Raw genomic sequence first — 25,648 nt, 5'->3', positions numbered from 1 at the left:
GATTTAATGGCTAGCCAGATTATTCATGCATTAAGTTCGACATTATTTTTATTCGATAATCTTCAGCCTTTTACGCGTAATTAACCTTATCGCATCTATAATTTCGGGGCGCCTCTTTTTGCAACAATTACTCATCTTTTTAACAGGTTTTTTATGTATAAATACATCTTATTATTACTTCTCTTTTTAAGACCTGCGCTTTTTAGTAAACCTTTTGTGATTGGTCGCATTGGTAGTAACCCGATAAAATTAACCTTGCAGCTACAGGGAATGGCTGAGTACATTGCTAATCAACTCAAGAGTGAGGGTTATACTTCTGGCAAGGTGATAATAATTAAAAATTATGCTGAACTTAAAGAAGGTATTCGTAGTGGCAGAATTGATTGGGTCACTGATACGGGATTAGTGGCTGCTCGATTGGAGAATGATGGCTTAGCGCGTGCAGTGTTAGTTAAATGGAAAAAAGGCCATGCTTCTTATCAGTCGTTGTTATTGGTAAAAAAGAGACCCCTTATCAAACAATTAGCGATCTTGTAGGGCAAAAAGTAGGACTAGAAGATGTTTCCTCAACAAGCGGTTATTTCATGCCTATGATTCTGTTTAAAGAGCATAACCTTAAGGTTAATATGCTTGAACGATTAAATAATAAACCTTTGCCTGGTGCGATTAATAGCGCGATTTTTGAAGATGAAGAAGACAGTGTTTTTTGGCTAGATAAAGGCTTAGTTGAGGCTATTGCGACTAGCTCAACAGATTGGGAAAAAAAAGAACGTTATGATGACTATTATCGTGGGCAGTTTCGAATCTTGCAACGTAGTGAAGATATCCCTCGTGCATTTGAAATCGCTTCCAATCAAATTCCCCTCTCTGTGGTTGAAAAAATTAAAATTATACAGCTTGAGATGGTAAAAAAAGCACCTGCTATTTTAAAAAAATACGGAAAAACAACACAATTTTAGTTGTTAGGGCCGGATCAAGAAAAGTGGTTAAGTAATGCGATAGTGCAAGTTAAGGATGGGCTCAGTGAAGAATAGAAAGTTTGGATTAAGCTTACAATATGGTGGCATTTTATTTTTACTGTTGAGTCTGATTGGTTTTTCTCTGAGTTATTTACATTCAAAGCAACAGGCAATAGAAAATGAAAAGCTATCAAAAGCGTTTGATTTGTTGTTGGAAGAGAGTTTACAAACTCAGCTTGAGCAAAATGCACGTTTAATAGCGCAAAATTTAGTGTCACAATTACCGAATGCGATTGCTTATGCTCACTACTCTAAAATAAAAAAAATAATTTCTAAAAATCTAAATTTAGAACAGACTTCCTATATCTATATTTACGATAAAGAAGGCAATATTCTGCATGATGGCAGCAGTTTAGTTAAACCCTTTAATCAAAGCATTAACCTCTATTTACCTGATTTTTTAAAGAAACAAAAACACTTTAAACTCTCTAGCATACTCAAAGATAACTCTGTGCATATCGCGATGCCTATTTATGGCGATTATCAAGGTGAAAAGTTGTTACTGGGGGGCGTGCGATTCAGTATCCATTTCCCGCTTATTGAACAAGGTATTGAGCGCTTTAATGAAACAATGGATAACAACCAATCTAAAATTATTGCCCAGTTTAGAAAAGAAAACCTGACCTTGTTTTTTATCTTTGCGTTGCTCAGTATTGTTGTATCAGTGCTCATTGGTCGACGTATGTCAAAACCAATTGTTAGCCTTTCGCTAGCAACAAAGCAGATTGAGCAGGGTAACTATAAAGTAAAAATAGATAAAATTAATCAACGCGGTGAGTTGGCAGATCTTTCTGTTAGTCTGGAAAATATGTGCTGTAGCCTGGATTCTCAAGTAGAAAAAATAAAGTTTTTTGCGTTTTTAGATGAACTGACAAAACTGCCCAATCGAAAACTATTAGTGCAAGATCTTAATGCGCTAATAAAGAAAAAACAGCAAGGTTGCTTATTAAAAATAGATATTGATAGCTTTGGTCGTATCAATAAGCAATATGGTAACCGCGTTGGTGATCTCTTTCTTATTAAAGCCAGTCAGTTATTTAACCGTGTCTGTGAAGTGATGATCGATAGCGACATTGATTATAAGATGTATCGATCAGGCTCAGATGAGTTTGATATTATAGTGCAGTGTGATGTTGATAGTGCATCGGCGCTGGCTGATAAACTGAATCAGCATTACACCGACTTATATATTAATGGTTATAAACTCTCTTTAGATATCCATTTAGGCATTTTTTCTTTTTCAGATAAGGATATCAGTAGCTCACAAATAATAACCTGCGCGGAGCTTGCTTTAAAAGAAGCAAAACTATCTACGCAAACGAAAGTTTGTTTGTTTCAAACGGAATTGATGGACAGTGTGAACAACAAGAGCCAACTATTAGAAAGCTTATATACTGCGATTGATCAGTCACTCTTCTTCTTAAACTATCAACCTATCGTATGTTTAGATAATCAAAGTGTGATCACCTATGAAGCGTTAATTCGTTTGAAAGTAGATGATAAGTTTATCTCTCCGGCTGATTTTATTCCGCTGGCTGAGGAGATGCATTGTATTGATCAGATTACCTATTTTGTGATTGAAAAAGTCTGCCAAGATTTAGCCAGTTGTAAAAGTTTCGATAAGCGCGTTTCAATCAACATTTCAGGGCAATTAATTGATCGTTCAGATTTTTATTTACGCGTGATCAGTATTCTTGAACACTACAAAATTGATTGCACACGGATAGCGCTAGAGGTAACAGAGACATCGATGGTCAAAAGCTTTGAGCAAGCAATAGAAGGTATTATACGCTTTAAGAAAGCGGGCTTTATGATCTACCTTGATGATTTTGGCTCTGGTTATTCTTCTTTGAGCTATTTGCAAAAACTCCCGATCGATGTCGTCAAATTGGATAAAGACTTAGTGCAAGGTGTGTTAGAGAACAGTCGTTATTTTGATTCTATTGTGGCCCTTTGTTATGCGCTTGATTTACGGATAATTATTGAAGGTGTTGAAACCGCTGAGCAGTTAGCGCTGTGTAGAAAAAGTGGCTGTGGCATGATTCAAGGTTATCACCTTTCTAAACCCTTATTGTGGCAAGACGCTCGTCAATGGGTATACATACCCGAGTCATAAAGAGCTTACTTGTGAAATAACAGGGTTAAGTACTCTTTTCTGTGAAAACATAGAAATAAGCAAAGAGTGCGTTTACAATAGGGCCTCAAACTTAAGGAGCATATGATGTTTAACCCTAAAAAATTAGAAGAGATTGCAAAACAGGTCAGCGATGTAATGCCCGCTGGTGTAAAAAGTTTTGGCGAAGATGTTGATCGTAAAATCAAACAGGTATTGCAAGCTCAATTAGGTAAACTTGATATGGTTAGCCGTGAAGAGTTTGATGTGCAAACACATGTGTTATTACGCACTCGCGAAAAACTCGCTGAGATGGAAGCGAAATTCGCTGAGTTTGAAAAAAAATTATCATCACCAGAAACGTTAGATAAACAAGAAGCAGATAAATAACATGAAAGAACAATACTTAAAGAACTCTGAAAAATTTGTTGATGATGTGTGTGAAAGCCTTGTCTTATTTGGTTTATTTGATGAAACAGAAGGTTGGGCAAATTGCCATGCACACGACAATAGTGATGCTGAAGCCGTTTACCTTTTTTGGTCAGATGAAAAAGCAGCTAAAAAATTACAAAATTCTGAATGGGCAAGTTACAAAGTAACGCCAATCGAATTAGGTGTGTTTTTAGACTCATGGCTTGATGGCATGCAATCTCAAAAAGTATTTGCCGGTGTGAACTGGGATGAAGAGCTATATGGTCTTGAAATTGAAGCGATGGTATTAAAAAATTCATTGTTAGAAAAAACACAAACCGTTAGCCAAAACGATGATGAAGTTGTTCACTAATTAAAACATCTGCATAGAATTGAAAAAGGCCCGATTAAGTTATCTTAATCGGGCCTTTTAGTTTCTAGCTCGTAGCTGATAGCTCGTAGCTGATAGTTCGTAGCTGATAGCTCGTAGCTGATAGCTCGTAGCTGATAGCTCGTAGCTCGTAGCTCGTAGCTCGTAGCTCGTAGCTTCTAGCTGATAGCTTCTAGCTGATAGCTGATAGCTGATAGCTGATAGCTCGTCGCTCTCTATTGTTCTGGGTAAGTACCCCAACCATCGTAATCAATACCAAATGATTGTGTTAATACAAATAACTTTTCAACATCTTCAAAAATAGCCTGCTCATCAAGGTTCATTTCAATCACCACGTCAAAAGCTAAAATGATTGAACCATCTTCTAGTTCAAGCTCTTCAGGATCCGTTACTTCATAACCTTTTTTAAAACAAGCAACCGCTGCTTTTTCTAATAGGTCAAAGTCAGTACATGAGATGTGATGTTCAATCATATAAATGGCATCAGGATTACTGCCATCTTCTAAAATAGCTTCAACAATATCCTGTGTTTCATCAGCAAGTTCTTGAAGTAGCTCAGCTTGAGTTGGCTCTTCTTGGCTTAATGCTTCTTCGTTTAATTCTTCTGGGTTTACATTTTCTTCAGTCATGTTTAGTTCCTTAACCGCAACAGTCTGTATTATTATCTGGACGTTTCACTTCGTCATTGAGTTGTATATATTTAGCAAGCATGATCGCATGTGCATCATTCATTAAACGGCGAATTTCTCGTTTTTTGTATTGGCTGATATCAATAGGCTCTAATACTTCAACGATGACTTCACCATTATCCCAGCGGTTCAAGTTAACCTGTTCATGGGTATTAGAAACAATGGTTGGCACCACGTTTACGCCAGCTTGTAACGCAGTATGGAAAGCACCCATTTTAAAGTCCATTAAACCACGGCCTCGGCTACGTGTACCTTCTGGAAATATCATCACCGACAAGTCTTTTTCACTCATCTGATCAACCACATCTTTAATGGTTTCTTTAGCGCTTTTTTTATCTTCACGGTTAATCATTATGTTACCCGTTAACCAATAGATTATGCCAAAGAAAGGTATCCACACTAAGCTTTTTTTACCAATGGTAACGGTGCCGGGTTGTACACTGCCCGTTGTAGTAACCATATCGTAATTGTTTTGGTGGTTAGCAATGTAAACACAAGAGCCATTTTTTTTAGCACTTTCTGGAATACGATAAGTTACTTTTAAACCCACAATACATGCCATCTTGCTGAATAGAATCGCAAAGTGATAATTGTTTTTAGGATTTCTTGGGCTGAATGCACAATACAGTAATGAGTAAATCGTCATTAATATAACGGCAAAAGTTAATAATATAGAACGGATAATAAATAACATTTTTAATTCTCTTCTTCTGGAACAGTAACGACTTCAACTTTATCAACACGCTGTAATCCACGTGGTAATTTGCTACCACGGCGGCCACGTTCACCTTGATATGGCACTAAATCAGCAGGTTTCAGTGTTAGTTTACGCTTACCTGCATGTAGTGTGACAGCACCATCTTCTGGGATGATTTTCAATATAGTAACAAACTCTTCACGCTTAGTCGCTTTTGCTGCCATGATGTTAATCATTTTATTGCCTTTACCTTTACTTAGGTTAGGCAGGCTATTAACAGGGAAAACCAGCATACGACCTTCATTACTAATGCTTAAACAGAAATCGTTTTCATTAGTAGTCAGTTTTTGTGCCGGCATTAATAATGCATTTTCACTGAGGTTGATCAGCGCTTTACCATTTTTATTACGACTATTGATATCGCTGAATTTTGCCACAAAACCGTAACCATGGTCGCTACTAATAATGTAACGATCGTCTTCTTCACCCATCAATATATTAACAAAGGAGACGTTATCATTTTGATTAAAGCGCCCTGTTAATGGCTCGCCTTGCGAACGTGCAGAGGGTAGTGAATGTGCATCCAGAGAGTAAGCTCGGCCCGTTGCATCGATAAAGATACAGCTTTGGTTACTTTTACCGATCGCTTGGCATAAAAATTCGTCACCGGCTTTATAACTTAACGCTTGTGCATCAACATCATGGCCTTTAGCTGAACGTACCCAGCCCTGTGTAGAAAGCACAATAGTGACAGACTCACTTGGCATTAATTCTTTTTCAGTCAGTGCTTTAGCTTCAAGGCGCTCTATTAATGGCGAACGTCTATCATCGCCGTATTTCAGCGCGTCGGCTTTAATCTCTTTCTTGATAAGTGTATTAAGACGTTGATCTGAGCCCAGTAAAAGCAGTAACTTTTTCTGTTCTTCGCTGAGTTCTGCCATTTCACCACGAATTTGAATCTCTTCTAATTTGGCAAGTTGGCGTAGTTTAATCTCTAAAATCGCATGTGCTTGACGTTCAGAAAGGTTAAAGCGAGAGATTAACTCTGCTTTAGCATCATCAAAAGTACGAATTATTTCAATCACTTCATCGATATTTAGATAAGCGATTAATAAACCTTCTAATAGATGTAAGCGTGTTTCAATTTTATCGAGGCGAAACTGTAAACGGCGACGCACGGTTTGTTTACGATAAACAAGCCATTCAGTGAGGATTTTAACTAAGCCTTTTACCTGCGGACGTTTATCAAGCCCGATCATATTAAGGTTAACTTTGTGGTTAACCTCTAAATCAGTGGATGCAAATAAATGATGCATCAAGGCTTCCATGTCGACACGATTAGAGCGTGGCACAATCACTAAACGTGTTGGGTTTTCTCGGTCTGATTCATCGCGTAGGTCAGCCACCATAGGTAGCTTTTTGTCGATCATCTGACGCGCAATTTCTTTTAATATTTTACCGCCAGAAACACGATGTGGTAAATCGCTGATGACGATTTCACCTTGCTCTATGGTGTAAACCGCACGACTTTTAAAACTGCCTCGACCGGTTTCGTAGATCTTTTTAATTTCACGTCTTGGTGTGATGATCTCAGCTTCTGTTGGGTAATCTGGGCCTTGAACAATATCGAGGATTTGATCTAAATCGGCTTTAGGGTTATCAATTAAGTGCAGACAAGCGTTTGCGACTTCACGCGCATTATGCGGGGGAACATCCGTTGCCATACCCACGGCAATGCCGGTAATACCATTTAATAGTATATGTGGAAGACGGGCAGGCAATAGCTCTGGCTCGTTCATTGTGCCATCGAAATTGGGTTTCCAATCAGTTGTGCCTTGGCCAATTTCAGAGAGTAATACTTCAGAGAATGCAGATAAACGCGACTCGGTATAACGCATAGCAGCAAATGATTTTGGATCGTCCGGCGCACCCCAGTTACCTTGACCATCAATCAAAGGGTAACGGTATGAGAAGGGCTGTGCCATTAATACCATCGCTTCGTAACATGCACTGTCGCCATGTGGATGGTATTTACCCAGTACGTCACCGACGGTACGCGCTGATTTTTTATGTTTAGAAGTAGCCGATAAACCTAGCTCAGACATCGCAAAAATAATACGACGTTGTACCGGTTTTAAGCCATCGCCAATATGTGGTAATGCCCTGTCCATGATGACGTACATGGAGTAGTTTAGGTAGGCATCTTCAGTAAATTTAGCCAGCGGTAATTGTTCGATACCTTGTAAGCTTAAATCTAAGGATTCACTCATCTTTTATGGCCCTATCAATCGAAAAAAGAAAAGGAGGAGTATAGCGCAATAAGGCTATTAGTGACTGATGTTTCGATAGGATTTGTGAAAACGAAAGTGAGAAGCGTAAATTTTAAACAAAAAAAAGCACCGCCGAAGCAGTGCTTATAATAACCGATTAGCTATGCGCTAAAAGTTATTAAGCAATAACGTGTACAGAAGAAGTGTTTGTAGTACCAGATGTAACTAGTGCACCAGAAACGATAACAACTTTGTCGCCAGCTACTACTAAACCTTGCTCTTTAGCAAAATCCATACCTAATTTGTAGAACGCTTCGATAGAATCTTGCTGTTCAACAACTTTAGCTGAAACACCTTTAGTTAATGCTAACTGTTGGCGAGTCTTAGGGTTACTTGTAAGTGCTAAAATTTGAGCTGATGGGAAGTATTTACGTAAAGAACGTGCAGACTTACCTTCACCTGTTGCTACGATGATTAATTTAGCATCAAGTTGTTCAGCGTTGTTTACTGCGCCGCTACATACAGCCTCAGTAATACGTAGGTTCGTTTCTTTCTCATCAGTTTTTGATGCGATAGTACGGTCAGTACGTTTACAGATAGTTGCCATGATTTCAACAGCTTCTGCAGGGTATTTACCTTTAGCTGATTCACCAGAAAGCATTACTGCGTCTGTTCCGTCGATGATTGCGTTTGCAACATCACCAGCTTCAGCACGTGTAGGGCGTGGGTTTTTGATCATTGAATCAAGCATTTGTGTTGCTGTGATTACTGGCTTACGCGCTGCGTTAGCTTTTTCGATCATCATTTTCTGTGCGAAGATTACTTCTTCAACAGCGATTTCAACACCTAAGTCACCACGAGCAACCATGATAGCGTCAGAAACAGCTAAGATTTCGTCGAAATTATCAACGCCTTCTTGGTTTTCGATTTTAGAGATGATTTGGATCTTTTCGCCGCCGTTTGCTTTTAATAGCTCACGGATTTCTAATACGTCTTCTTTCTTACGAATGAATGATGCAGCGATGAAATCAACTTGTTGCTCACAACCAAACTTAAGGTCGCCTTTATCTTTAGGAGATAGAGCTGGAAGTTGAACTTTAACACCTGGTAAGTTAACACCTTTGTTTTCGCCAAGTTCACCAGTATTCATTACTTCACAAACAACGTTTGTATCAGTGATGCTTTTCACTGTCATTTCGATTAGACCATCGTCTAATAAAACAGTGTTACCAACAGATAGGTCGTTTGTTAGGTTTTCGTAAGTTACTGCAACGATAGTGTTATCACCAACGATAGTTTGATCAGTAGAAAGAGTAAATTCTTGACCAGCAGTTAATAATACGTCATCACCGTTTGTTAATTTAACAGTACGGATTTCTGGACCTTTAGTATCTAATAATATTGCTACGTTTTTGCCAGTTTCAGCACAAATTTCACGAATAGTATTAATACGGCCGCCGTGCTCAGCAAAATCACCGTGTGAGAAGTTAAGACGCATTACATTCATGCCGTTCTCAACTAGTTTAGTTAACATTTCTTTAGATTCTGATTTCGGACCAATCGTACATACTATTTTAGTTTTTCTCACCGTCTTTTCTCCAAGAGTGATTATGTTGTTTTCTTACAAGTTTATAAAAAAATTTTAAATCTTTTTGATATCCATATTCAATGGCGCACATTTTACAAGAAAAATAGGAAGAAAAAATGATTTATGATCATTTTTCTTCGCTTTTTCCATTTATTATTGAAAATTCATTACCTTTTCAGGCATATAAGATTAAATAACATCTTACTCTAAGATGAGATATAAGGTTTGATCGCCTCGTTTGATATTTAAAGCGATCATAGAAGGGGGGGAAGTTAGCTTTTTCTGTAGTTCATCAAGGTTTTTAATGTCGGTTTTATTGATACCAATAATAATATCAGCGCGTTGTAATCCATAACGTTCTGCCATTGAATTTGCTTTTATATGCGTTATGTTGACACCTTTGTTATTTGGCGTATTGGTTAATTCTGCACCTGATAATGCAGGGTGTAGAGTGGTCGTTTGTGGCAACTTTTTTTGCGCATTTTGCTTCGGGGCTTTTAGCACTGCGGTGCGTGTTAATTGTTTGCCATCTCGAATAATCGTCAGTTTCATTTTTTTACCACTGCCTAACGTGCCAACTTTAGCGCGCAACTCAGCAAAACTTTTAATTTTTTTATTATTAACCGCAACGATAACATCGCCTGCTTTAATGCCTGCCTCTTCGGCCGCTGAGCCAGTATTAACCTGATAAACAAAGGCGCCGTGCTGTGAATCTAAATCAAAGTTGGTGGCTAATTCGGGTGTTATTTCTCCCCCACGTACGCCTAAAACGCCACGGCGAACTTCACCGTGCTCAATTAACTGTTCAACTAAGTTTTTAATCATATTTGCAGGAATGGCAAAACCAATGCCGATACTGCCACCATTAGGACCAAGAATAGCGGTATTAATACCAATTAACTGGCCCTCTAAATTAACCAGTGCGCCACCGGAGTTACCGCTGTTAATCGCAGCATCGGTTTGAATGAAGTTTTCGAGGTTTTCAAGGTTGAGGCCACTGCGTCCGAGCGCGCTGACAATGCCCGATGTCACTGTTTGGCCTAATCCAAAGGGATTGCCAATGGCGATGGCAAAATCACCCACACGTAACTTGTCTGAATCTGCAAAGTCGATTTCGGTCAATTTAACTTTTTTGTTGCTGCTGGTATCTACTTTTAATAGCGCAATATCACTTTGTTTATCTTGTCCGATAATAGTCGCGTTTAAAATCTTACCGGATTTGAGTTCTACTTTTATCTCATCGGCGTTATCAATGACATGGTGATTGGTGATGATATAGCCATTTTTAGCATCAATGATGACACCCGAGCCTAAACCAACAAAGTTTTGCTCTGGTAAGTCAGGGCGTTGCTGTTTAAAAAATTCAAACAGGTCATCCATCGATGACTGATCATGCTGATTACCCGAAACTGAAATATTAACCACGGCAGGGCTCACCTTTTCAATCAAAGGGGCAAGGGTAGGTTTATCATCAGAGAAAAAGGGCAAGGCCGCTGATGCCGTTTGTTGAAAGCTTAATACGCTTAATAGCAGTACCAGATGAGTCAGTGTTTTTTTCATAGCTTCTTCCTTAATAGATAGCACCTAAGTAGTATTGACCGAAACCGTTGCTAAAAGTTCTCTAAAATAGTGATCGCGCTCACTTGTTAACAAAAGGTTAACGAATAGTTTGCAGTTAGCGTTAAATCCTTTCAAAATAGCGCTTTATTTCTAACGAGCGATACGACCTGTGACCCCTTTATCTCTGTATCAAGCCGATCTACAAAAACCAAACTTCTTTGCTGATGATTCTCAAGCACAAGCTATTCAATACTTGCAACGTTTGTACGACGATTTACAAACAAAGTGTGCCACAGCAAAACCCAAAACGGGGTTAATGTCACGCCTTTTTAAACGTGAGCAAGCCAAAACGGCAGATATTAAAGGGCTTTATTTTTACGGTGGTGTTGGCCGAGGAAAAACCTATTTGATGGATCTGTTTTTCCATAGCCTTGATACAGAAAGAAAATCTCGTCTGCATTTCCACCATTTTATGTTACGTGTTCATAAAGAGTTAGGTTTACTTTCAGGGCAAAAAAATCCCTTGGTTAAAATTGCAAAAAAATTTGCCAGTGAATCTGACATTATCTGCTTCGATGAATTTTTTGTTGATGATATTACCGATGCCATGATTCTTGCGGGTATGTTTGAAGCGCTGTTTGCTGAAGGGGTTATTTTAGTCGCGACCTCAAATATCCAGCCCTCGGATCTGTATAAAAATGGTTTGCAACGTGCACGTTTCTTACCTGCCATTGATTTAATTGAATCAAACTGTGAAGTTTACAATTTAGATGGTGGTAAGGATTACCGTTTAGACAGACTGATTGAAACAGAAATCTATCATTTCCCACTTGATGACGAGGCAAAAACCTTGGTTAGTCATACGTTTGAGAGTTTGGCTTGTGCGGATAAAACCTATAATAAGCCCTTAAATGTTAACGGCCGCGAAATCCAAACCACGGCTTATAGTGTGGATACCCTGTTAATTAGCTGTGCAAGTTTATGTGATGGGCCACGTGCAGTTGCCGATTATATTGAGTTGGCGATTGTTTATCGGACTATTATTTTAACCGATGTACCACAAATGAGTGTGCAAAAAAATGATATGGCAAGACGCTTTATTGCCATGATCGATGAGTTTTATAATCACCATGTGGTGGTTATTATCTCCGCTGAAGTGGATGTTTATAGTTTATATTCAGGCCACCAATTAGCGTTTGAGTTTCAACGCTGTATATCTCGATTGTTAGAAATGCAGAGCAAAGAATACTTACAAAATGCACACCATGTTGAGGCTTAAACTTTAAAAACGGGGAAATAACAGTGGCGATGAAAAATATTTACATTTATTTGTAAGAAAGAGGTGATCTATACCTCTATTTTCTGTATAATCTCGCCGCCCACCTTATCCACACCCCAAAATTTATATGGTGGATTTGATTACGCTTGACGTATTCGAAGGGATACAAAAGGCAAAAACACATTTTTGATGAGCAATTTGCTTATCATATTTTTTTAAATCATTAATTTGGGTATAACTTAATGAAAACATTTGTTGCTAAACCAGCTGACGTAAAACGCGAATGGTTTGTAGTTGATGCTGAAGGTAAAACTTTAGGCCGTCTAGCTACTGAAATCGCACTTCGCCTACGTGGCAAACACAAAGTAGAATACACTCCTCATGTTGACACTGGTGATTACATCATCGTTGTAAATGCTGAGAAAATTACTGTTACAGGTAATAAAGCGAAAGGTAAAATCTACTACCACCACACAGGTTTCATCGGTGGAATCAAAGCGATTAACTTTGAAGATCTTATCCAACGTGCTCCAGAGCGTGTTATTGAGAAAGCTGTTAAAGGTATGCTGCCAAAAGGTCCTCTTGGACGCGCAATGTACCGTAAGTTGAAAGTTTATGCTGGTACTGAGCATCAACATTCTGCACAGCAACCACAAGTTTTAGACATCTAATAGGAATATAAAACAATGGCAAATCAATATTACGGCACTGGTCGTCGCAAGAGCTCTGTAGCTCGTGTATTTATGAAAGCTGGTAGTGGTCAAATCACTATCAACAAACGCAATATCGAAGAATACTTCGGTCGTGAAACTGCTGTAATGGTTGTTCGTCAACCATTAGAACTAGTTAACGCTGCTGAAAAATTCGACCTTAACATCACTGTTAAAGGTGGTGGTACTACTGGTCAATCTGGTGCTATCCGTTTAGGTATCACTCGTGCGTTAATGACATTTGACGAAACTTTACGTGGTGAACTACGTACAGCTGGCTTTGTTACACGCGATTCACGTAAAGTGGAACGTAAGAAAGTTGGTTTACATAAAGCTCGTAAACGTCCACAGTTCTCAAAACGTTAATATTACGTTTTTCGAATTGCAAAAAGGCCCAGTTTATCTGGGCTTTTTTTTATCCTTTTTTTTGCCTATTCCCTTCTTTTTGAAGCGAACTAATCCCCTACGCACACCCTCTAACGATCGTCCTTATAGTAATCGGAATAAATAGCTGATCTATTTTACTGATTAAAATCGATGATAACATCGTTGCTTTCAATCACAGTAGCCAGCTATTATTCGCTCAAATACTTCGTTCTTATCCATTTTTACTGCATGATTTTAGGTCGTTTAATTAAGCGCGATGGTATTATGTCTAGTGATGAAAAAGAGAACAAAGACGAAAGCGTGTTTAAAATAGCGATGAGACATTCATGAAACAAGCGATTATTGGTTACCACAAAGATGATGAGAATGATTGGGTTGCACAGTTACACTGTGGCCACTTTCAACATGTTAGGCATAATCCCCCTTTTATTAATCGACCTTGGGTTATTGAAGAAGCAGGGCGCTTGTTGATGTTAGGTTTCACATTAGAATGTAAAAAATGTGATTTAGGCGCGCCTAAGGATTCATATTAAATGTTTTATAAGTGATTGTTTATATCATAACTTTTTTGCTTATAACCTCATTTCCGTTTATGGTTAGGAAAATATTTAATGGAGAGAAAAATGTTAGCACCAACGATGGTAGAAAAACTAAACGAACAAATTAATCTTGAATTCTATTCTTCTAATTTATACCTGCAGATGAGCGCATGGTGTGAAGATCGTGGTTTTGAAGGAGCTGCTGCAATGTTGCGTGAGCATGCTTCTGAAGAAATGACACACATGAATCGTTTGTTCACTTATGTAAGCGAAACCGGTGCATTACCAATTTTAGGTAGCATTGATGCGCCACCGCATGAGTTTAAGTCTTTGAAAGAGATATTCACTGAAACCTACAAACATGAATGCTTAATCACTAAAGCTATCAATGAATTAACACATGTTGCTTTTACAACACACGATTACTCAACGTTTAACTTCTTACAGTGGTATGTTGCAGAGCAGCACGAAGAAGAGAAACTATTCAAAGGTATTTTAGACAAAATTGAATTAGTGGGTGAAGACGGTAAAGCATTATTCTGGGTAGATAAAGACCTGGCTGAAATAGCGAAAACTGGCTCAACTTCGATTATGGACGTACCTGCTTAGTTTTTTAACGCCTCGAAATTACTCCTTAATGAGAGCATGGTCAATTTAGCCATGCTTTTCTTCCATCTCCATCGTAAAAGTAATGTTAATAGCTTGTAAATATAGGGCGATTTCTTTAGAATTCAGCCAGATTTTGTGTGCCTGACGATCTAGTCTGATTATCTGGATATCACACTTTAATAGTTTTATGTTTAAACGGGTTACTTTTGGTAACTCCCAATGGAGATGGTTAAATGAGCAATGCGCCTGATAATTCTGGTCGCCGCAAGTTTCTAACACTAACAACGGGTGTTGTTGGTGCGGTTGGGGCTGCTGCGGTTGCAGTTCCTTTCGTGAAATCTTGGAGCCCAAGTGAAAAAGCCAAAGCGGCTGGAGCCCCTGTTTCGGTTGATATTAGTAAAATTCAACCTGGTCAGCTAATTCGTGTTGAATGGCGTGGTAAACCTGTTTGGGTTGTTTCTCGTACTCAAAAAGTACTGGATGAATTAGCGACGCTTGATAGCAAATTACGTGATCCTGCATCTGCCGAAGCACAGCAACCTGACTATGCAACCAATGCATTACGCTCGTTGAAATCAGAGATTTTCCTTGCGGTTGGTATCTGTACTCATCTTGGTTGTTCTCCAACATACTTACCTGATTCATTTTCTGAGCAAGTTGAAGGCGTAGAGTCTGGATTCTTCTGTCCATGCCATGGTTCTAAATTTGATATGGCTGGACGTGTATTCCAAAACGTACCTGCACCTTTAAATCTAGTGATTCCGCCACATTATTACATCAGTGATACACAGATTCTTATTGGCCAAGACAAGGGAGATGCCTAATGCTTAAGAAATTAGTGTTAGACGGTATTGACTGGGTAGATGCACGTATTCCGATGACGGACACGTGGAATAAACATCTAGCACAATACCCGACGCCAGTTAACTTTAACTTTTGGTACTTCTTTGGTTCATTAGCCATGTTAGTGCTAGTTAATCAAATTTTAACCGGTATCTGGTTAACCATGCATTACAACCCATCAGCAGAAGGCGCGTTTGCTTCTATTGAATACATCATGCGTGATGTACCTTATGGTTGGTTATTACGTTACATGCACTCAACGGGTGCTTCTGCATTCTTTGTGGTTATCTACCTGCATATGTTCCGTGGTCTTATTTACGGCTCTTACCAGAAACCGCGTGAGCTTATCTGGATCTTCGGTATGTTAATCTTCCTTGTGTTGATGGCTGAAGCATTCATGGGTTACTTATTACCTTGGGGACAAATGTCTTTCTGGGGCGCACAGGTAATCATCTCATTATTTGGTGCAATTCCAATTGTGGGTGATGATTTAACGCTGTGGATTCGTGGTGACTATGTTATCTCGGGCGCAACGCTAAACCGTTTCTTTGCATTACACGTTGTTGCATTACCGCTTGCATTAGTAGGACTTGTTTTCCTACATATTATTGCTCTTCATGAAGTTGGCTCAAATAACCCAGATGGTGTTGAGATTAAACAGAAGAAAGGCACTGCATCGGAAGAAGCAAAAGGTAAATTTGTCTTCCATGAACAATACAGTGGTAAGAAAGATATTATCGATGCCATCCCGTTCCATCCGTACTTTACGGTGAAAGACATCATGGGTGTTTCGTTCTTCTTATTCTGTTTTGCTGCGGTTATCTTCTTTATGCCAGAGGGTGGTGGTTACCTCCTTGAAGCGCCTAACTTTGAAGCTGCAAACGGTTTGAAAACACCTGATCACATTGCGCCAGTTTGGTATTACACGCCGTATTACGCGATTTTACGTGCGATTCCAGATAAATTAATTGGTGTTGTGTTCTTTGGTGGTTCGATTGCTATCTTGTTCTTATTACCTTGGCTTGACCGCTGTAACGTTAAATCTATTCGTTACCGTAGCTGGAAACATAAATTGAACATTACACAGTTCATCATTTGTTTCATCGTGTTAGGTGTATTAGGTGCGTTACCTGCAACACCACTATTAACAACGGTTGCACAAGTTGCATCGGTCGGTTATTTCGGATTCTTTATTGCTCTGTGGGTTTACAGTAAAAATGAGAAAACTAAGCCGTTACCAACGAGGTTGACACACTAATGAAAAAATTAATGATAGCCTTAGTGGCTGCGTTTTCAATACTACCAATGTTTGCTGTGGCAGCGGGTGGCAACGTTCACCTTGATAAAGCAAACTATGACCTTTCGGATAAAGCATCACTGCAAAGTGGCGCTAAATTGTTCATGAACTACTGTATCGCTTGTCACTCAACGGGATATCAGCGTTATGGACGAGTTGCAACGGACCTTGATATTCCTGAGCAGTTGATGAAAGAGAACCTGATTTTTACAGACAGTAAAATCGGCGACTTAATGCATAACAGCATGAATAAAAAAGAGGCTGCTCAATGGTTTGGTGCTCCGCCACCAGACCTAACGTTAGTTGCCCGTGTACGTGGTGCCGATTGGATTTACACTTACCTGCGTTCTTTCTACGCAGATGAGAGTCGTCCATTTGGTGTTAATAATACGGTCTTCCCAGAAGTGGGTATGCCACACGTATTAGAAGAGTTACAAGGTATCTCTACACCAACTTTTGAAGTGACTACTGATAAAAATGGTGTTGAGCATAAGAAAGTTGTTTCGTTAACAAGTGATGAGTCTGGTGAGATGTCATCGGATGAGTATGACGAAGCGGTACTAAATCTGGTAAACTTCCTGGTATATGCAGGTGAACCAAATAAATTAGAACGTCAGGGTATGGGAGTTTGGGTTTTAGCTTTCTTATTTGTTCTGTTTATTGTTAGCTACTTATTGAAGAAAGAGTACTGGCGCGATATTCATTAATCGCACTTATTTAACAACTTAATTCAATTTGACTACATAGGCAATGGTGAATAATCACCATTGCCTTTTGTGCTTATTAAAGAATTATAATTTTATATTTAATATATTATCTATTAACTAGGGGATAACCAATGGCAGTAGCAGCAAATAAACGATCTGTGATGACGCTTTTTTCAGGCGCATCGGATCTATATAGCCATCAAACACGTATCGTATTAGCAGAAAAAGGCGTTAACGTTGAAATCACTTTTGTTGATGATGATAACCCTTCTGTTGAGCTTGCAGAGTTAACACCTAAAAGCGAATTACCAACATTAGTTGATCGTGAACTAGTCCTTTATAACTCACGTATTATTATGGAATATTTAGATGAGCGTTTCCCTCATCCGCCATTAATGCCTGTTTACCCTGTAGAACGTGCTAAAAGCCGTTTATTAATGCAACGCATTGAAACAGAATGGTACCCACTTGTTGGCGTTATTATGTCTAAAGACACTGAGAAAGCAGCCATTGCACGTAGAATTCTACGTAATAAAATCATCGAAGTTGCACCAATCTTTGATCATTTTGGTTACTTTATGTCTGAAGAGTTCACATTAGTAGATTGCTACATGGCACCGCTATTATGGCGTCTACCTGAGCTTAAAATTGAGCTTGATATGGATCTTCTTGGTATTAAGAGTTACATGGTTAAAGTGTTTGAACGTGAATCGTTCCAAGCATCAATGACTGAAACTGAACGTGAAATTCGCGTCGGTCTATAACGGAGCCATTTATGAATAGCATGTTAGTGCAACGCCCTTATCTTCTTAAAGCATTTTATAATTGGATTGTAGATAGTGAGTGCACGCCACACATTATCGTAGATGCAACGCAAGCTTGTGTTGAAGTACCTCATCAGTTTGTTGAAGATGGTAAAATAGTCTTGAATATTGCACCGCAATCAGTTGTGCAGTTTTCAATGGATGATGACGCTGTTGCATTTAATGCGCGATTCTCTGGCGTACCCACACAGATTTACGTACCGCTATATGCTATTGAAGGCATCTATGCGCGCGAAAATGGTGCGGGTACTATGTTTGCTGAAGAGCCAGCATATAAAGCGTTAGATAAAGCGACTAAGCCTGAGCTGGACGTTAAGCCCGCTGTGGCAGAGAAGCAAGTTAAACCCAATAGAGCGGGTTTAAAGATCGTTAAGTAAAAATCTGTAAGGCACAAAGGCTAGAAAGCTAAAGGCTTTAACAGACATAAAAAAACCTAGCTAAGCTAGGTTTTTTTATGTCTGTATTTCAGCTATCAGCTATCAGCTATCAGCTATCAGCTATCAGCTATCAGCTATCAGCCTCAAGCCTTTAGATTTTTAGCTTGGGACTATTTTGTGAGAAATGTTTCTTACAAAAGTCGATACGCTGTTCAACGGTCATACCATGATCGTCACCTAAGCTTTCAATCAGTTTAAGGCGCGGTAAAATACCTTGGCCATTGGCTATTTGAATCGCCAAACCTGGGCGTGCATTGAGTTCCAATAACATCGGCCCTAAATCACGGTCAAGTACCATATCAGTGCCTAAGTAACCCATTCCAGACATCTCGTAACAGCTTGATGCTAAATAGATTAAACGCTCCCATTTAGGCACTTGTAACAGCGCAAGTTCTTTATTGGTATCAGGATGGTACTTAACGGGTTTATCAAACTGTACCGCGTTAATAGCCGCCCCTGTGGTGATATCAACGCCGACCCCAACCGCACCTTGGTGCAAATTAGCTTTACCGTCTGATGCCGCTGTTGAAAGGCGCATCATAGCCATCACAGGGAAACCTTTAAAGACGATAACACGCACATCTGGCACACCTTCAAAGCTGAATCCATCAAAAGCATTATCAAACTGAATCAAACCTTCAACCACGGCAACATCTGCACTGCCACCTAAACTAAATAGGCCAGCTAAAATATCGGTCACATGACGTTTAATTTCAGAAAGGCTTTCTTCACTGCCGTTGGGTTTGTAATAACGCCCATTTTCGACTTTAGTGATCACTAAAATACCTTTACCACCACTGCCTTTTGCGGGTTTGATTACAAACCCCGGTGTTTCTTTTATGTATTGCTCAACGCCTTCGACCTCTGCTTGAATAGTGATAACACCAAGCAGGGCAGGCGTCGTCACATTCGCTTCACGGGCGATGATTTTAGTTTTTAGCTTATTATCTACCAAAGGGTAGAGTTTACGTGGGTTATAACGACCAATGTAACCACTGTTACGTTGGTTCATGCCCATTATACCTTTGTCTCTTAATTTAAAAGGACTCGAAAAAAACATAGTTTATTCCTTATCTGCCAAAGGCTTAAAGCGGCGTAATTCTAATAAACGGTAACCTGTGTAGCTTCCTAGCAATAACACTAATGCCATTACAACAAACTGCAAACCAATGAAGTTAAACATTAAGTGACGTGTTACATCGTTGCTCATTACAAAGTAAGCTAATACAGCAACTAATAAACTACCGCCACCCTGTGAAAATACTTCTTTTGCGCCTTCTTCTTCCCATAACACAGACATACGTTCAATCGTCCAAGAAAGGATGATCATAGGGAAGAAAGTGATTTTCAGACCTTCAGTCAAACCTAGTTTGTAAGAAAGTACACCGAATAAGGCAATCAGTAGAATAACCATGATAATAACCGTGGATATTCGCGAGACTAAGAGCAGGTTAAGATGTGATAAATACGAACGAATGAATAGGCCGATAGCAACCAGTAATACAAAACCCACTAAACCAGTAACTAGACTTGTTTGAATAAATGCCATGGCAATCAATACCGGCATAAACGTACCCGATGTTTTAAGGCCGATCAACACGCGCATCATCACTACAATCATTACGCCTAATGGAATCATTAAGATACCTTTAAACAATGATTGATCTTCAATCGGTAAACTATGGATTGAAAAGTTAAACAGATGCTCATTTTCATTTTTTTGTAACAAGGCTGAAAGAGCTGGTTGTTCTTGCTGAATCATTGAGAAGCTAACTTTAGAGTCGCTACCGCCGGTTAATTCAAGTAATGATTTACCACTTTGATCCCATAACAATAAGTTATTGCGATCTACTGAATTAATTGATGTTGCATCAAATAATTGAGAGCTGATAACGCCATCTTTTTCTTGGAAAACTTCAACTAACGGTGTTAGATGTTGGCGACGACGGCCATCTTCTAATAATAAAGCACCTACTTTTTTAGTTGAAATTTTAGCGCCGTTTAATAACGCGATTAACACATCTGTTTTGTTCGTTTTACCGGTTAAAATGAGTGCTACATTTTGATTTGGCGACTCAGCATTAAGTTGTTTTAACACTTCACGTGTAAAACTAAAGGCATCAGCACTGGTTTTCATTGCATCTTTAATAATGACAGTACCAGCGGCAAGACCTGCTGCTTCATACTGTTCTTCAAACAAGGCTGGCATTTCAAGGATTTGTTGATCTAAACTTTTAGGATCTTCAAGCACTTGAATGTTGTAATAAAGCGTTTGTTTACCCGTTGCTTCGCGGATAGTCCATTCAGCTTTTTGTGTTTTACCGTCATCTAAAAACGATAACCCATAACCCGGTGATGCTGCATTTTGGCTGATTTTTGTATAACCTGCTTGGCGCTCAGGTGTGGTTAATGAAGCAGAAACGGCACCATTATTAGCGTCAAAATCTATTTTTGCATCAATATTCCAAATCGTACGTGTTTCGCCTGGAAGCCATGGAATGTCAAAAGCAACGTGTCGTTGCACTGTCTGGAATATGCCTAGGGTCAGTAAACCGGCCACTAGAACAAAGAAAAATGTACGTGCGTTCATAAGTAATCCCTACTCTTTATTTTTTAGTTGGTGCTTGGTATTTTGGAAAGATGTACTCTTTGCTTACATCTACTAAGATAACATCTTGCATAAACGTACGACCGATTAACACAGGGTATTCCATGTGTAAACGGTTGGTTAACGTAAACTCTGTTAGATGAACCACATCACCGATACGTACATGTAGTTGAACAACAGGACGTTCTGTTCCAACACCTGATTTGCTTGATTGTAGTATTTTAGCAATACGCACAATTTTAGCTTCAATCATCTTTGCTTTGGCGCCTTTTTCATGAGTAATATTAAAACGTACCCACTTTTTACCATCACGCTCAAAGCGTTCGACATCAACCGCATTTAGAGAAGAGGTTGCTGCGCCGGTATCAATACGACCTTTAAAGTTTTCTTTTACTGTTGAAACATAAACCCACTCAGATTGACCAAGAATCGATTTATCGTCTACGTGTGTCACTGGCTGTGGTTTTACTTGTTTAGTCGATTGTGCTTTAACTTGTTTCGCAGGTTTTGTTTTTTCTGCTTTATTTTTACTTTTTTCAAGTGCAACTGTGAGTGATTTTACTTCGTCTTCGCTTGTTTTTAATGCGCTATTAACACTATTTAACTCTGATAATATGATTTTTGCTTCTGCTTGTGAAGTGCTTAGCGAGTCTTGTAGATTAGTGATTTTAGCCTGTTGCTCTGTGTTATCAGTGCTCACACAACCTGTAATAGCAAACAAAGTAAATGCCGTGAGTAGTGTTTTCTTGTTTAACAACATGAATTTCCCTTAATGAGATAAAAATAAATATGAATTGAAAGAATGTTAGCAGTTTGTTAGTCAAATATCAGGAAAAACCTCACGGTTTTATTTGATCTTTGTTATTTTGATCAGTTATTTAGCATGTTACGCAACCAGTGTTTTTTGTGCACCCGATGAATGACTAATAATACTTTGATCAACTCTTCCGAGAGCATGACAATATAAGCTTCAACAAGCGTGAAATGGTAATATTTGACAGCAATAAAGGTCAACGGTATGCCGACACACCACATACAAAAAATATCGATAAAAGTACTGTAATTAACATCACCACCACTGCGTAAAACACCAATAATGCCAATGAAATTAATCACGCGAACAAACAGGACTAATGCGAGTACTAATAATACCTGTGATGCGCTACTCATGGCTTCAAGCGAAAGACTTGGAAAGAGCGATAAAATGGGCTCGCGTAAAATGATAATGATGGGTGTAAAGATAAAAGCTAATATCGGTACAAAGAGGATAAAGGTCCAGGCTTGTTGCCATGCTTCATCAAAGGCTTTTGCACCTAACTGATGGCCGATCATCGTGCCACTGGCTATCGCAATACCAATAAATAGCGCAAAAATAGTTTGTTCTATGGTTGAAACCATACTCATAACCGCAAGTTCTTGCATACCTATCATGGCAAAAATAAGTGTGTAGACTAAAACGCCTAACGCCCAGCCTCCATCGTGCAATACCATTGGCAACGCCAGTTTGGTATAACGTTTTATCTCAAAATAGCTAAGGGCTTGTTTTGCTTCTGCTAGCTTGGCAATAATAAAGGGGCGCTTTTTGATAACAAAAACAATCATTAATAACATTTGAATGAAACGTGCGATTAATGTGCCCCATGCGCTTCCGGCAACACCCATTTCAGGGAATCCCAAGTGGCCAAAAATGAAGATATAATTAAGTAACGCATTAATTGGTAACACTAAAATGCTGATATTCATTGCTGTTTTGGTATCACCAGCTGAACGCAGTGCTGTTTCCAAAGGTAAAACGACGGCGGTGAAAATGAAACTATAAGCGGTGATAATAAGGTAATCGTTAGCGAGTGCTAACAAATTTAAATCATCAGTAGCGAGGCCTGTAATGGTTTCGGGCATCAATACATATAAAGCAATAAAAGGGATAACACTAACAATACTAAACAGTAATGAGAGCACTAAACTTCTACGCAGCCCGGAAAGATCGTTGGCACCAAAATACTGTGCTGCTAATACTCCACCCGCGTGGCTTATACCCACCATGATCAGTAAGTTAAAAAAGAAAATTTTATTACCTAAACCGACGGCTGCAATTTCACTTTCGCCTAGCTGGCTGACCATTAATATGTCAACTAAACCAAGAAATGAATAAAGTAATGATTGGAAGGTGATAGGTAGGGCAAGTTGCCAGAGTTTATTTTGGAAATCAGGGGCACGAAAAGTCGCAATTTTGTTTTTCATTAAAGCCTATTTATATCGTTTTAAATGGAAAAAGAATGTCCCTATTAAAATGAGTAAACAATACAAATAAAGTGGTAATGAACCCATACGCTGGTAAGGAGTTAAACCAAATGCAGGTTGTACCTCTTTGCGTAAAACACCTTCTGTATTTGAGGCTAAGCGTCCTATCTCATGCCCTTGATCATCAATAATAGCGGTAATGCCATTATTGGTACTACGTAATATGGGTCTTGCAAATTCGATGGCACGCATACGGGCAATTTCAAGGTGTTGGTCAGGGCCAATAGAGTTACCAAACCACGCATCGTTACTCAGCGTTAACAACATACCTGTTTCTGCGGATACATTTTTTCTTAATAGTTCTGGAAACGCGACCTCGTAACATAAGGCGGGGGCTAACGTTGTTAAACCTGTTTGTAAATTATTTTGGATTTCAGTGCCACGCTGAAAACTAGACATAGGCAGGTTAAAATAGGGCGCGATTGGACGTAATAAATCTTCAAAAGGAACAAATTCACCAATCGGTAATAAATGATGTTTTTGGTAGCGGTTAGTGCTTGTTTGCGCATAACCTTGGCCTAAAGGAAGCTTTCCTAACATGATGATTGCATTGCGATATTCATCTTTGTTGATATCGTATTCTATAATGCCTGTCATTAACGTTTTACCTTGCTTCTCAAGTTCTTGAGAGAGGGGCTGTAAAAAGTTTTGCATATCTATTTCAAGTGCCGCAATGGCTGACTCAGGCCAAATTATAAGTTCATTTTCACGGTCGTTATTATCACCCGCTTCACTTAAGTCTAAATATTTGAACAAAGAAGGGTATAACTGCGTTGTTTCCCATTTGTCATTTTGGTCAATATTACCCTGCACCAATGCGACTTTAATCGCGGGTTGCAGTTCTGTGTAACGGACTTTCTGTAAAAAGTAACCACTGACTAGTAAAAGGGAAATGAGTGCAACATTGGCCACTATTTTCTGTTTTTGAAGGATTAATGTTAAAGAGGCACAAATGAGTAAAATGGCCAGGGTTAACCCTTGCACACCTAAGATTGGAGCAAAACCGACTAAGGGAGTATCGGCATGGCTATAACCGAGATATGCCCAAGGGAAGCCAGTTAAGAACCAACCTCGAACCCAATCCATCAATAACCAAAATACCGGAAAAACAAGCAAATAACGCTGCGTGGTTGATATCAACGGAAGCCGAGCACTTGCCCATATTGCTAGCGTTGGGAAAATAGCCAGGTAAGCACAAAATAAACCGATCAGGAATATGCTAACAATGGTTGGCATACCACCAAAAAGATCCATGCTGACATAAATCCAATGCACGGTGGCAAGGAACATCGCAAGATTGAAGGCATAACCGACGATGAAGAATTTTTTATTGGTTTTATTTACCTGTTGAAGCAGTAAAAATAAACCGATAAAAGAGGGGTAAAGCGTCCACCAATGTGAAAAGGGAGCAAATGAAAAGACTTGAATAGCGCCCAATAGCAGAGCAACAAAAAGTTGCCCTGTTAAATTTTGGGTTAATCGATCAAAAAAGGAGAAAAGACTATTCTTCAATATCTTTTAGCTCTTTAGGGATACGTACTTGTAGTTGAATTAAACGACGGTTATCGGCATTGATTACTTTGTATTTATAATCTGCAATGCTGAGACTTTCGCCTCGGCCTGGCAAATGACCTAAACCATGAATCATTAAACCACCAATAGTATCTTGCTCTTCAAGATTATAGGTAGTGCCAAAATAATCGTTAAAATCAGCAAGCGTAGTTAATGCATTAACGGCATAGGTACGTTTACCAATCTTACGAATCTCTGCGACATCAACATCATCGAATTCATCTTCAATCTCACCGACGATCACTTCTAAGATATCTTCAATGGTCACTAAGCCTGAAACACCACCGTATTCATCAACAACAATCGCCATATGATAGCGTTGGCTACGAAATTCTTTAAGTAGTGTGTCTAAGCGTTTACTTTCCGGAACAACCACGGCTTCACGTAAAACGTCTTCAATTTTAAATCCGTTTGCTTGGCTACTAAAGCCATATTTAATCAGATCTTTTGCTAAGAGTAGCCCGACGATATGGTCTTTATCTTCTGTGATCACTGGGAATCGTGAGTGAGCAGAGTCTATGAGAATAGGCAGAAATTCTTGCACACTTTGTTGCAATCCGAGCGTGACCATTTGTGAGCGCGGGATCATGATGTCACGAACACGTAGTTTCGATACATCTAATACGCCTTTGATCATCTCTTTGGTTTTTTGATCGATTAATTCGCGATCTTTAGCCCCATTGATAAGTTCTAATAATTCGCCTTGGTTTTTCGGTTCAGCTTGAAATAGGTTGCCGATTTTATCGAGCAAACCAGGTTTTGTTTGCTCGTTGGTAGAATGTGCTTCTGACATTACT

The 25,648-nt window shown here is 39.1% G+C and carries 24 protein-coding genes and 1 pseudogene; 14 read left to right on the top strand and 11 right to left on the bottom strand.

Annotated elements, in window-relative coordinates; genetic code table 11:
- Positions 1–153: 153 nt before the first annotated feature.
- From CXF74_RS23085 to CXF74_RS10755, 4 genes and pseudogenes are all read left to right on the top strand, one after another.
- Positions 154–959 (top strand): annotated as a pseudogene (locus tag CXF74_RS23085) (phosphate/phosphite/phosphonate ABC transporter substrate-binding protein).
- A 64-nt stretch (positions 960–1,023) separates the two neighbouring features.
- Positions 1,024–3,135 carry a bifunctional diguanylate cyclase/phosphodiesterase gene (locus CXF74_RS10765; protein ID WP_198552833.1) on the top strand — a complete coding sequence of 704 codons (2,112 nt, stop codon included), beginning with the start codon at positions 1,024–1,026 and terminating at the stop codon, positions 3,133–3,135.
- Positions 3,136–3,240: 105 nt separating this feature from the next.
- Entirely contained in the window at positions 3,241–3,522 is a 282-nt protein-coding gene (gene ubiK / locus CXF74_RS10760; protein WP_101082450.1) for a ubiquinone biosynthesis accessory factor UbiK, read from the top strand.
- 1 nt (position 3,523) lies between these two features.
- Complete coding sequence (locus CXF74_RS10755; RefSeq protein WP_101082449.1) at positions 3,524–3,916, top strand: DUF2750 domain-containing protein; 393 nt, start codon at positions 3,524–3,526, stop codon at positions 3,914–3,916.
- 233 nt (positions 3,917–4,149) lie between these two features.
- Here CXF74_RS10755 and rraB read toward each other — a convergent pair whose 3' ends face one another.
- The 5 genes from rraB to CXF74_RS10725 form a co-directional block, all read right to left on the bottom strand.
- Positions 4,150–4,563 carry a ribonuclease E inhibitor RraB gene (gene rraB, locus CXF74_RS10745; protein WP_101082448.1) on the bottom strand — a complete coding sequence of 138 codons (414 nt, stop codon included), beginning with the start codon at positions 4,561–4,563 and terminating at the stop codon, positions 4,150–4,152.
- Positions 4,564–4,573: 10 nt separating this feature from the next.
- Complete coding sequence (locus tag CXF74_RS10740) at positions 4,574–5,317, bottom strand: 1-acylglycerol-3-phosphate O-acyltransferase (protein ID WP_101082447.1); 744 nt, start codon at positions 5,315–5,317, stop codon at positions 4,574–4,576.
- A gap of 2 nt (positions 5,318–5,319) precedes the next feature.
- Complete coding sequence (gene parC / locus CXF74_RS10735) at positions 5,320–7,590, bottom strand: DNA topoisomerase IV subunit A (protein WP_101082446.1); 2,271 nt, start codon at positions 7,588–7,590, stop codon at positions 5,320–5,322.
- 178 nt (positions 7,591–7,768) lie between these two features.
- On the bottom strand, positions 7,769–9,178 hold the full coding sequence (pykF, locus tag CXF74_RS10730; protein ID WP_101082445.1) for a pyruvate kinase PykF: 1,410 nt from the start codon (positions 9,176–9,178) through the stop codon (positions 7,769–7,771).
- 201 nt (positions 9,179–9,379) lie between these two features.
- Positions 9,380–10,738, bottom strand: a complete 1,359-nt coding sequence (locus tag CXF74_RS10725) for a DegQ family serine endoprotease (RefSeq protein WP_101082444.1) — start codon at positions 10,736–10,738, stop codon at positions 9,380–9,382.
- Between the two features lie 169 nt (positions 10,739–10,907).
- Between CXF74_RS10725 and zapE the strand changes: the two genes are divergently transcribed.
- The 10 genes from zapE to CXF74_RS10675 all read left to right on the top strand — a co-directional run bounded on the left by zapE (position 10,908) and on the right by CXF74_RS10675 (position 18,310).
- Entirely contained in the window at positions 10,908–12,017 is a 1,110-nt protein-coding gene (zapE, locus tag CXF74_RS10720; RefSeq protein WP_101082443.1) for a cell division protein ZapE, read from the top strand.
- Positions 12,018–12,259: 242 nt separating this feature from the next.
- Positions 12,260–12,688, top strand: coding sequence for a 50S ribosomal protein L13 (gene rplM, locus CXF74_RS10715; protein ID WP_101082442.1), 429 nt, complete (start codon positions 12,260–12,262; stop codon positions 12,686–12,688).
- A 15-nt stretch (positions 12,689–12,703) separates the two neighbouring features.
- Entirely contained in the window at positions 12,704–13,093 is a 390-nt protein-coding gene (gene rpsI / locus CXF74_RS10710; RefSeq protein ID WP_101082441.1) for a 30S ribosomal protein S9, read from the top strand.
- A 347-nt stretch (positions 13,094–13,440) separates the two neighbouring features.
- The gene (locus tag CXF74_RS10705) at positions 13,441–13,647 is read left to right on the top strand and encodes a DUF3565 domain-containing protein (protein ID WP_101082440.1); all 207 of its coding nucleotides are present in this window, start codon (positions 13,441–13,443) and stop codon (positions 13,645–13,647) included.
- Between the two features lie 90 nt (positions 13,648–13,737).
- Positions 13,738–14,262 (top strand): non-heme ferritin, encoded by a 525-nt coding sequence (ftnA, locus tag CXF74_RS10700; RefSeq protein ID WP_101082439.1) that lies wholly within the window; start codon positions 13,738–13,740, stop codon positions 14,260–14,262.
- Positions 14,263–14,495: 233 nt separating this feature from the next.
- Positions 14,496–15,086, top strand: coding sequence for a ubiquinol-cytochrome c reductase iron-sulfur subunit (petA, locus tag CXF74_RS10695; RefSeq protein WP_101082438.1), 591 nt, complete (start codon positions 14,496–14,498; stop codon positions 15,084–15,086).
- A complete protein-coding gene (locus CXF74_RS10690) occupies positions 15,086–16,363 on the top strand; it encodes a cytochrome b (protein ID WP_101082437.1) in 1,278 nt (425 codons plus the stop codon). The genes petA and CXF74_RS10690 overlap by 1 nt, the downstream gene beginning before the upstream one ends.
- Entirely contained in the window at positions 16,363–17,109 is a 747-nt protein-coding gene (locus CXF74_RS10685) for a cytochrome c1 (RefSeq protein ID WP_101082436.1), read from the top strand. Before CXF74_RS10690 ends, CXF74_RS10685 begins: the two co-directional genes overlap by 1 nt.
- A gap of 131 nt (positions 17,110–17,240) precedes the next feature.
- Positions 17,241–17,873, top strand: a complete 633-nt coding sequence (sspA, locus tag CXF74_RS10680) for a stringent starvation protein SspA (protein ID WP_101082435.1) — start codon at positions 17,241–17,243, stop codon at positions 17,871–17,873.
- Between the two features lie 11 nt (positions 17,874–17,884).
- Positions 17,885–18,310 (top strand): ClpXP protease specificity-enhancing factor, encoded by a 426-nt coding sequence (locus CXF74_RS10675; RefSeq protein ID WP_101082434.1) that lies wholly within the window; start codon positions 17,885–17,887, stop codon positions 18,308–18,310.
- Positions 18,311–18,461: 151 nt separating this feature from the next.
- Here CXF74_RS10675 and CXF74_RS10670 read toward each other — a convergent pair whose 3' ends face one another.
- The 6 genes from CXF74_RS10670 to corC form a co-directional block, all read right to left on the bottom strand.
- The gene (locus CXF74_RS10670; RefSeq protein WP_101082433.1) at positions 18,462–19,430 is read right to left on the bottom strand and encodes an alpha-L-glutamate ligase-like protein; all 969 of its coding nucleotides are present in this window, start codon (positions 19,428–19,430) and stop codon (positions 18,462–18,464) included.
- Between the two features lie 3 nt (positions 19,431–19,433).
- Entirely contained in the window at positions 19,434–20,960 is a 1,527-nt protein-coding gene (locus CXF74_RS10665) for an inactive transglutaminase family protein (RefSeq protein WP_101082432.1), read from the bottom strand.
- A gap of 16 nt (positions 20,961–20,976) precedes the next feature.
- Entirely contained in the window at positions 20,977–21,738 is a 762-nt protein-coding gene (locus CXF74_RS10660; protein WP_101082431.1) for an ATP-dependent zinc protease family protein, read from the bottom strand.
- A 110-nt stretch (positions 21,739–21,848) separates the two neighbouring features.
- Positions 21,849–23,219 (bottom strand): MATE family efflux transporter, encoded by a 1,371-nt coding sequence (locus CXF74_RS10655; RefSeq protein ID WP_101082430.1) that lies wholly within the window; start codon positions 23,217–23,219, stop codon positions 21,849–21,851.
- A gap of 6 nt (positions 23,220–23,225) precedes the next feature.
- Positions 23,226–24,791, bottom strand: a complete 1,566-nt coding sequence (gene lnt, locus CXF74_RS10650; protein ID WP_101082429.1) for an apolipoprotein N-acyltransferase — start codon at positions 24,789–24,791, stop codon at positions 23,226–23,228.
- On the bottom strand, positions 24,781–25,644 hold the full coding sequence (gene corC / locus CXF74_RS10645; RefSeq protein ID WP_101082428.1) for a CNNM family magnesium/cobalt transport protein CorC: 864 nt from the start codon (positions 25,642–25,644) through the stop codon (positions 24,781–24,783). Before corC ends, lnt begins: the two co-directional genes overlap by 11 nt.
- Between the last annotated feature and the right edge of the window lie 4 nt (positions 25,645–25,648).

The sequence above is a fragment of the Psychromonas sp. Urea-02u-13 genome, from assembly GCF_002835995.1.
Lineage (GTDB): Bacteria > Pseudomonadota > Gammaproteobacteria > Enterobacterales > Psychromonadaceae > Psychromonas.
The sequence above is the reverse complement of the archived record's forward strand: the minus strand, read 5'-3'. Positions and strand labels throughout refer to the sequence as shown.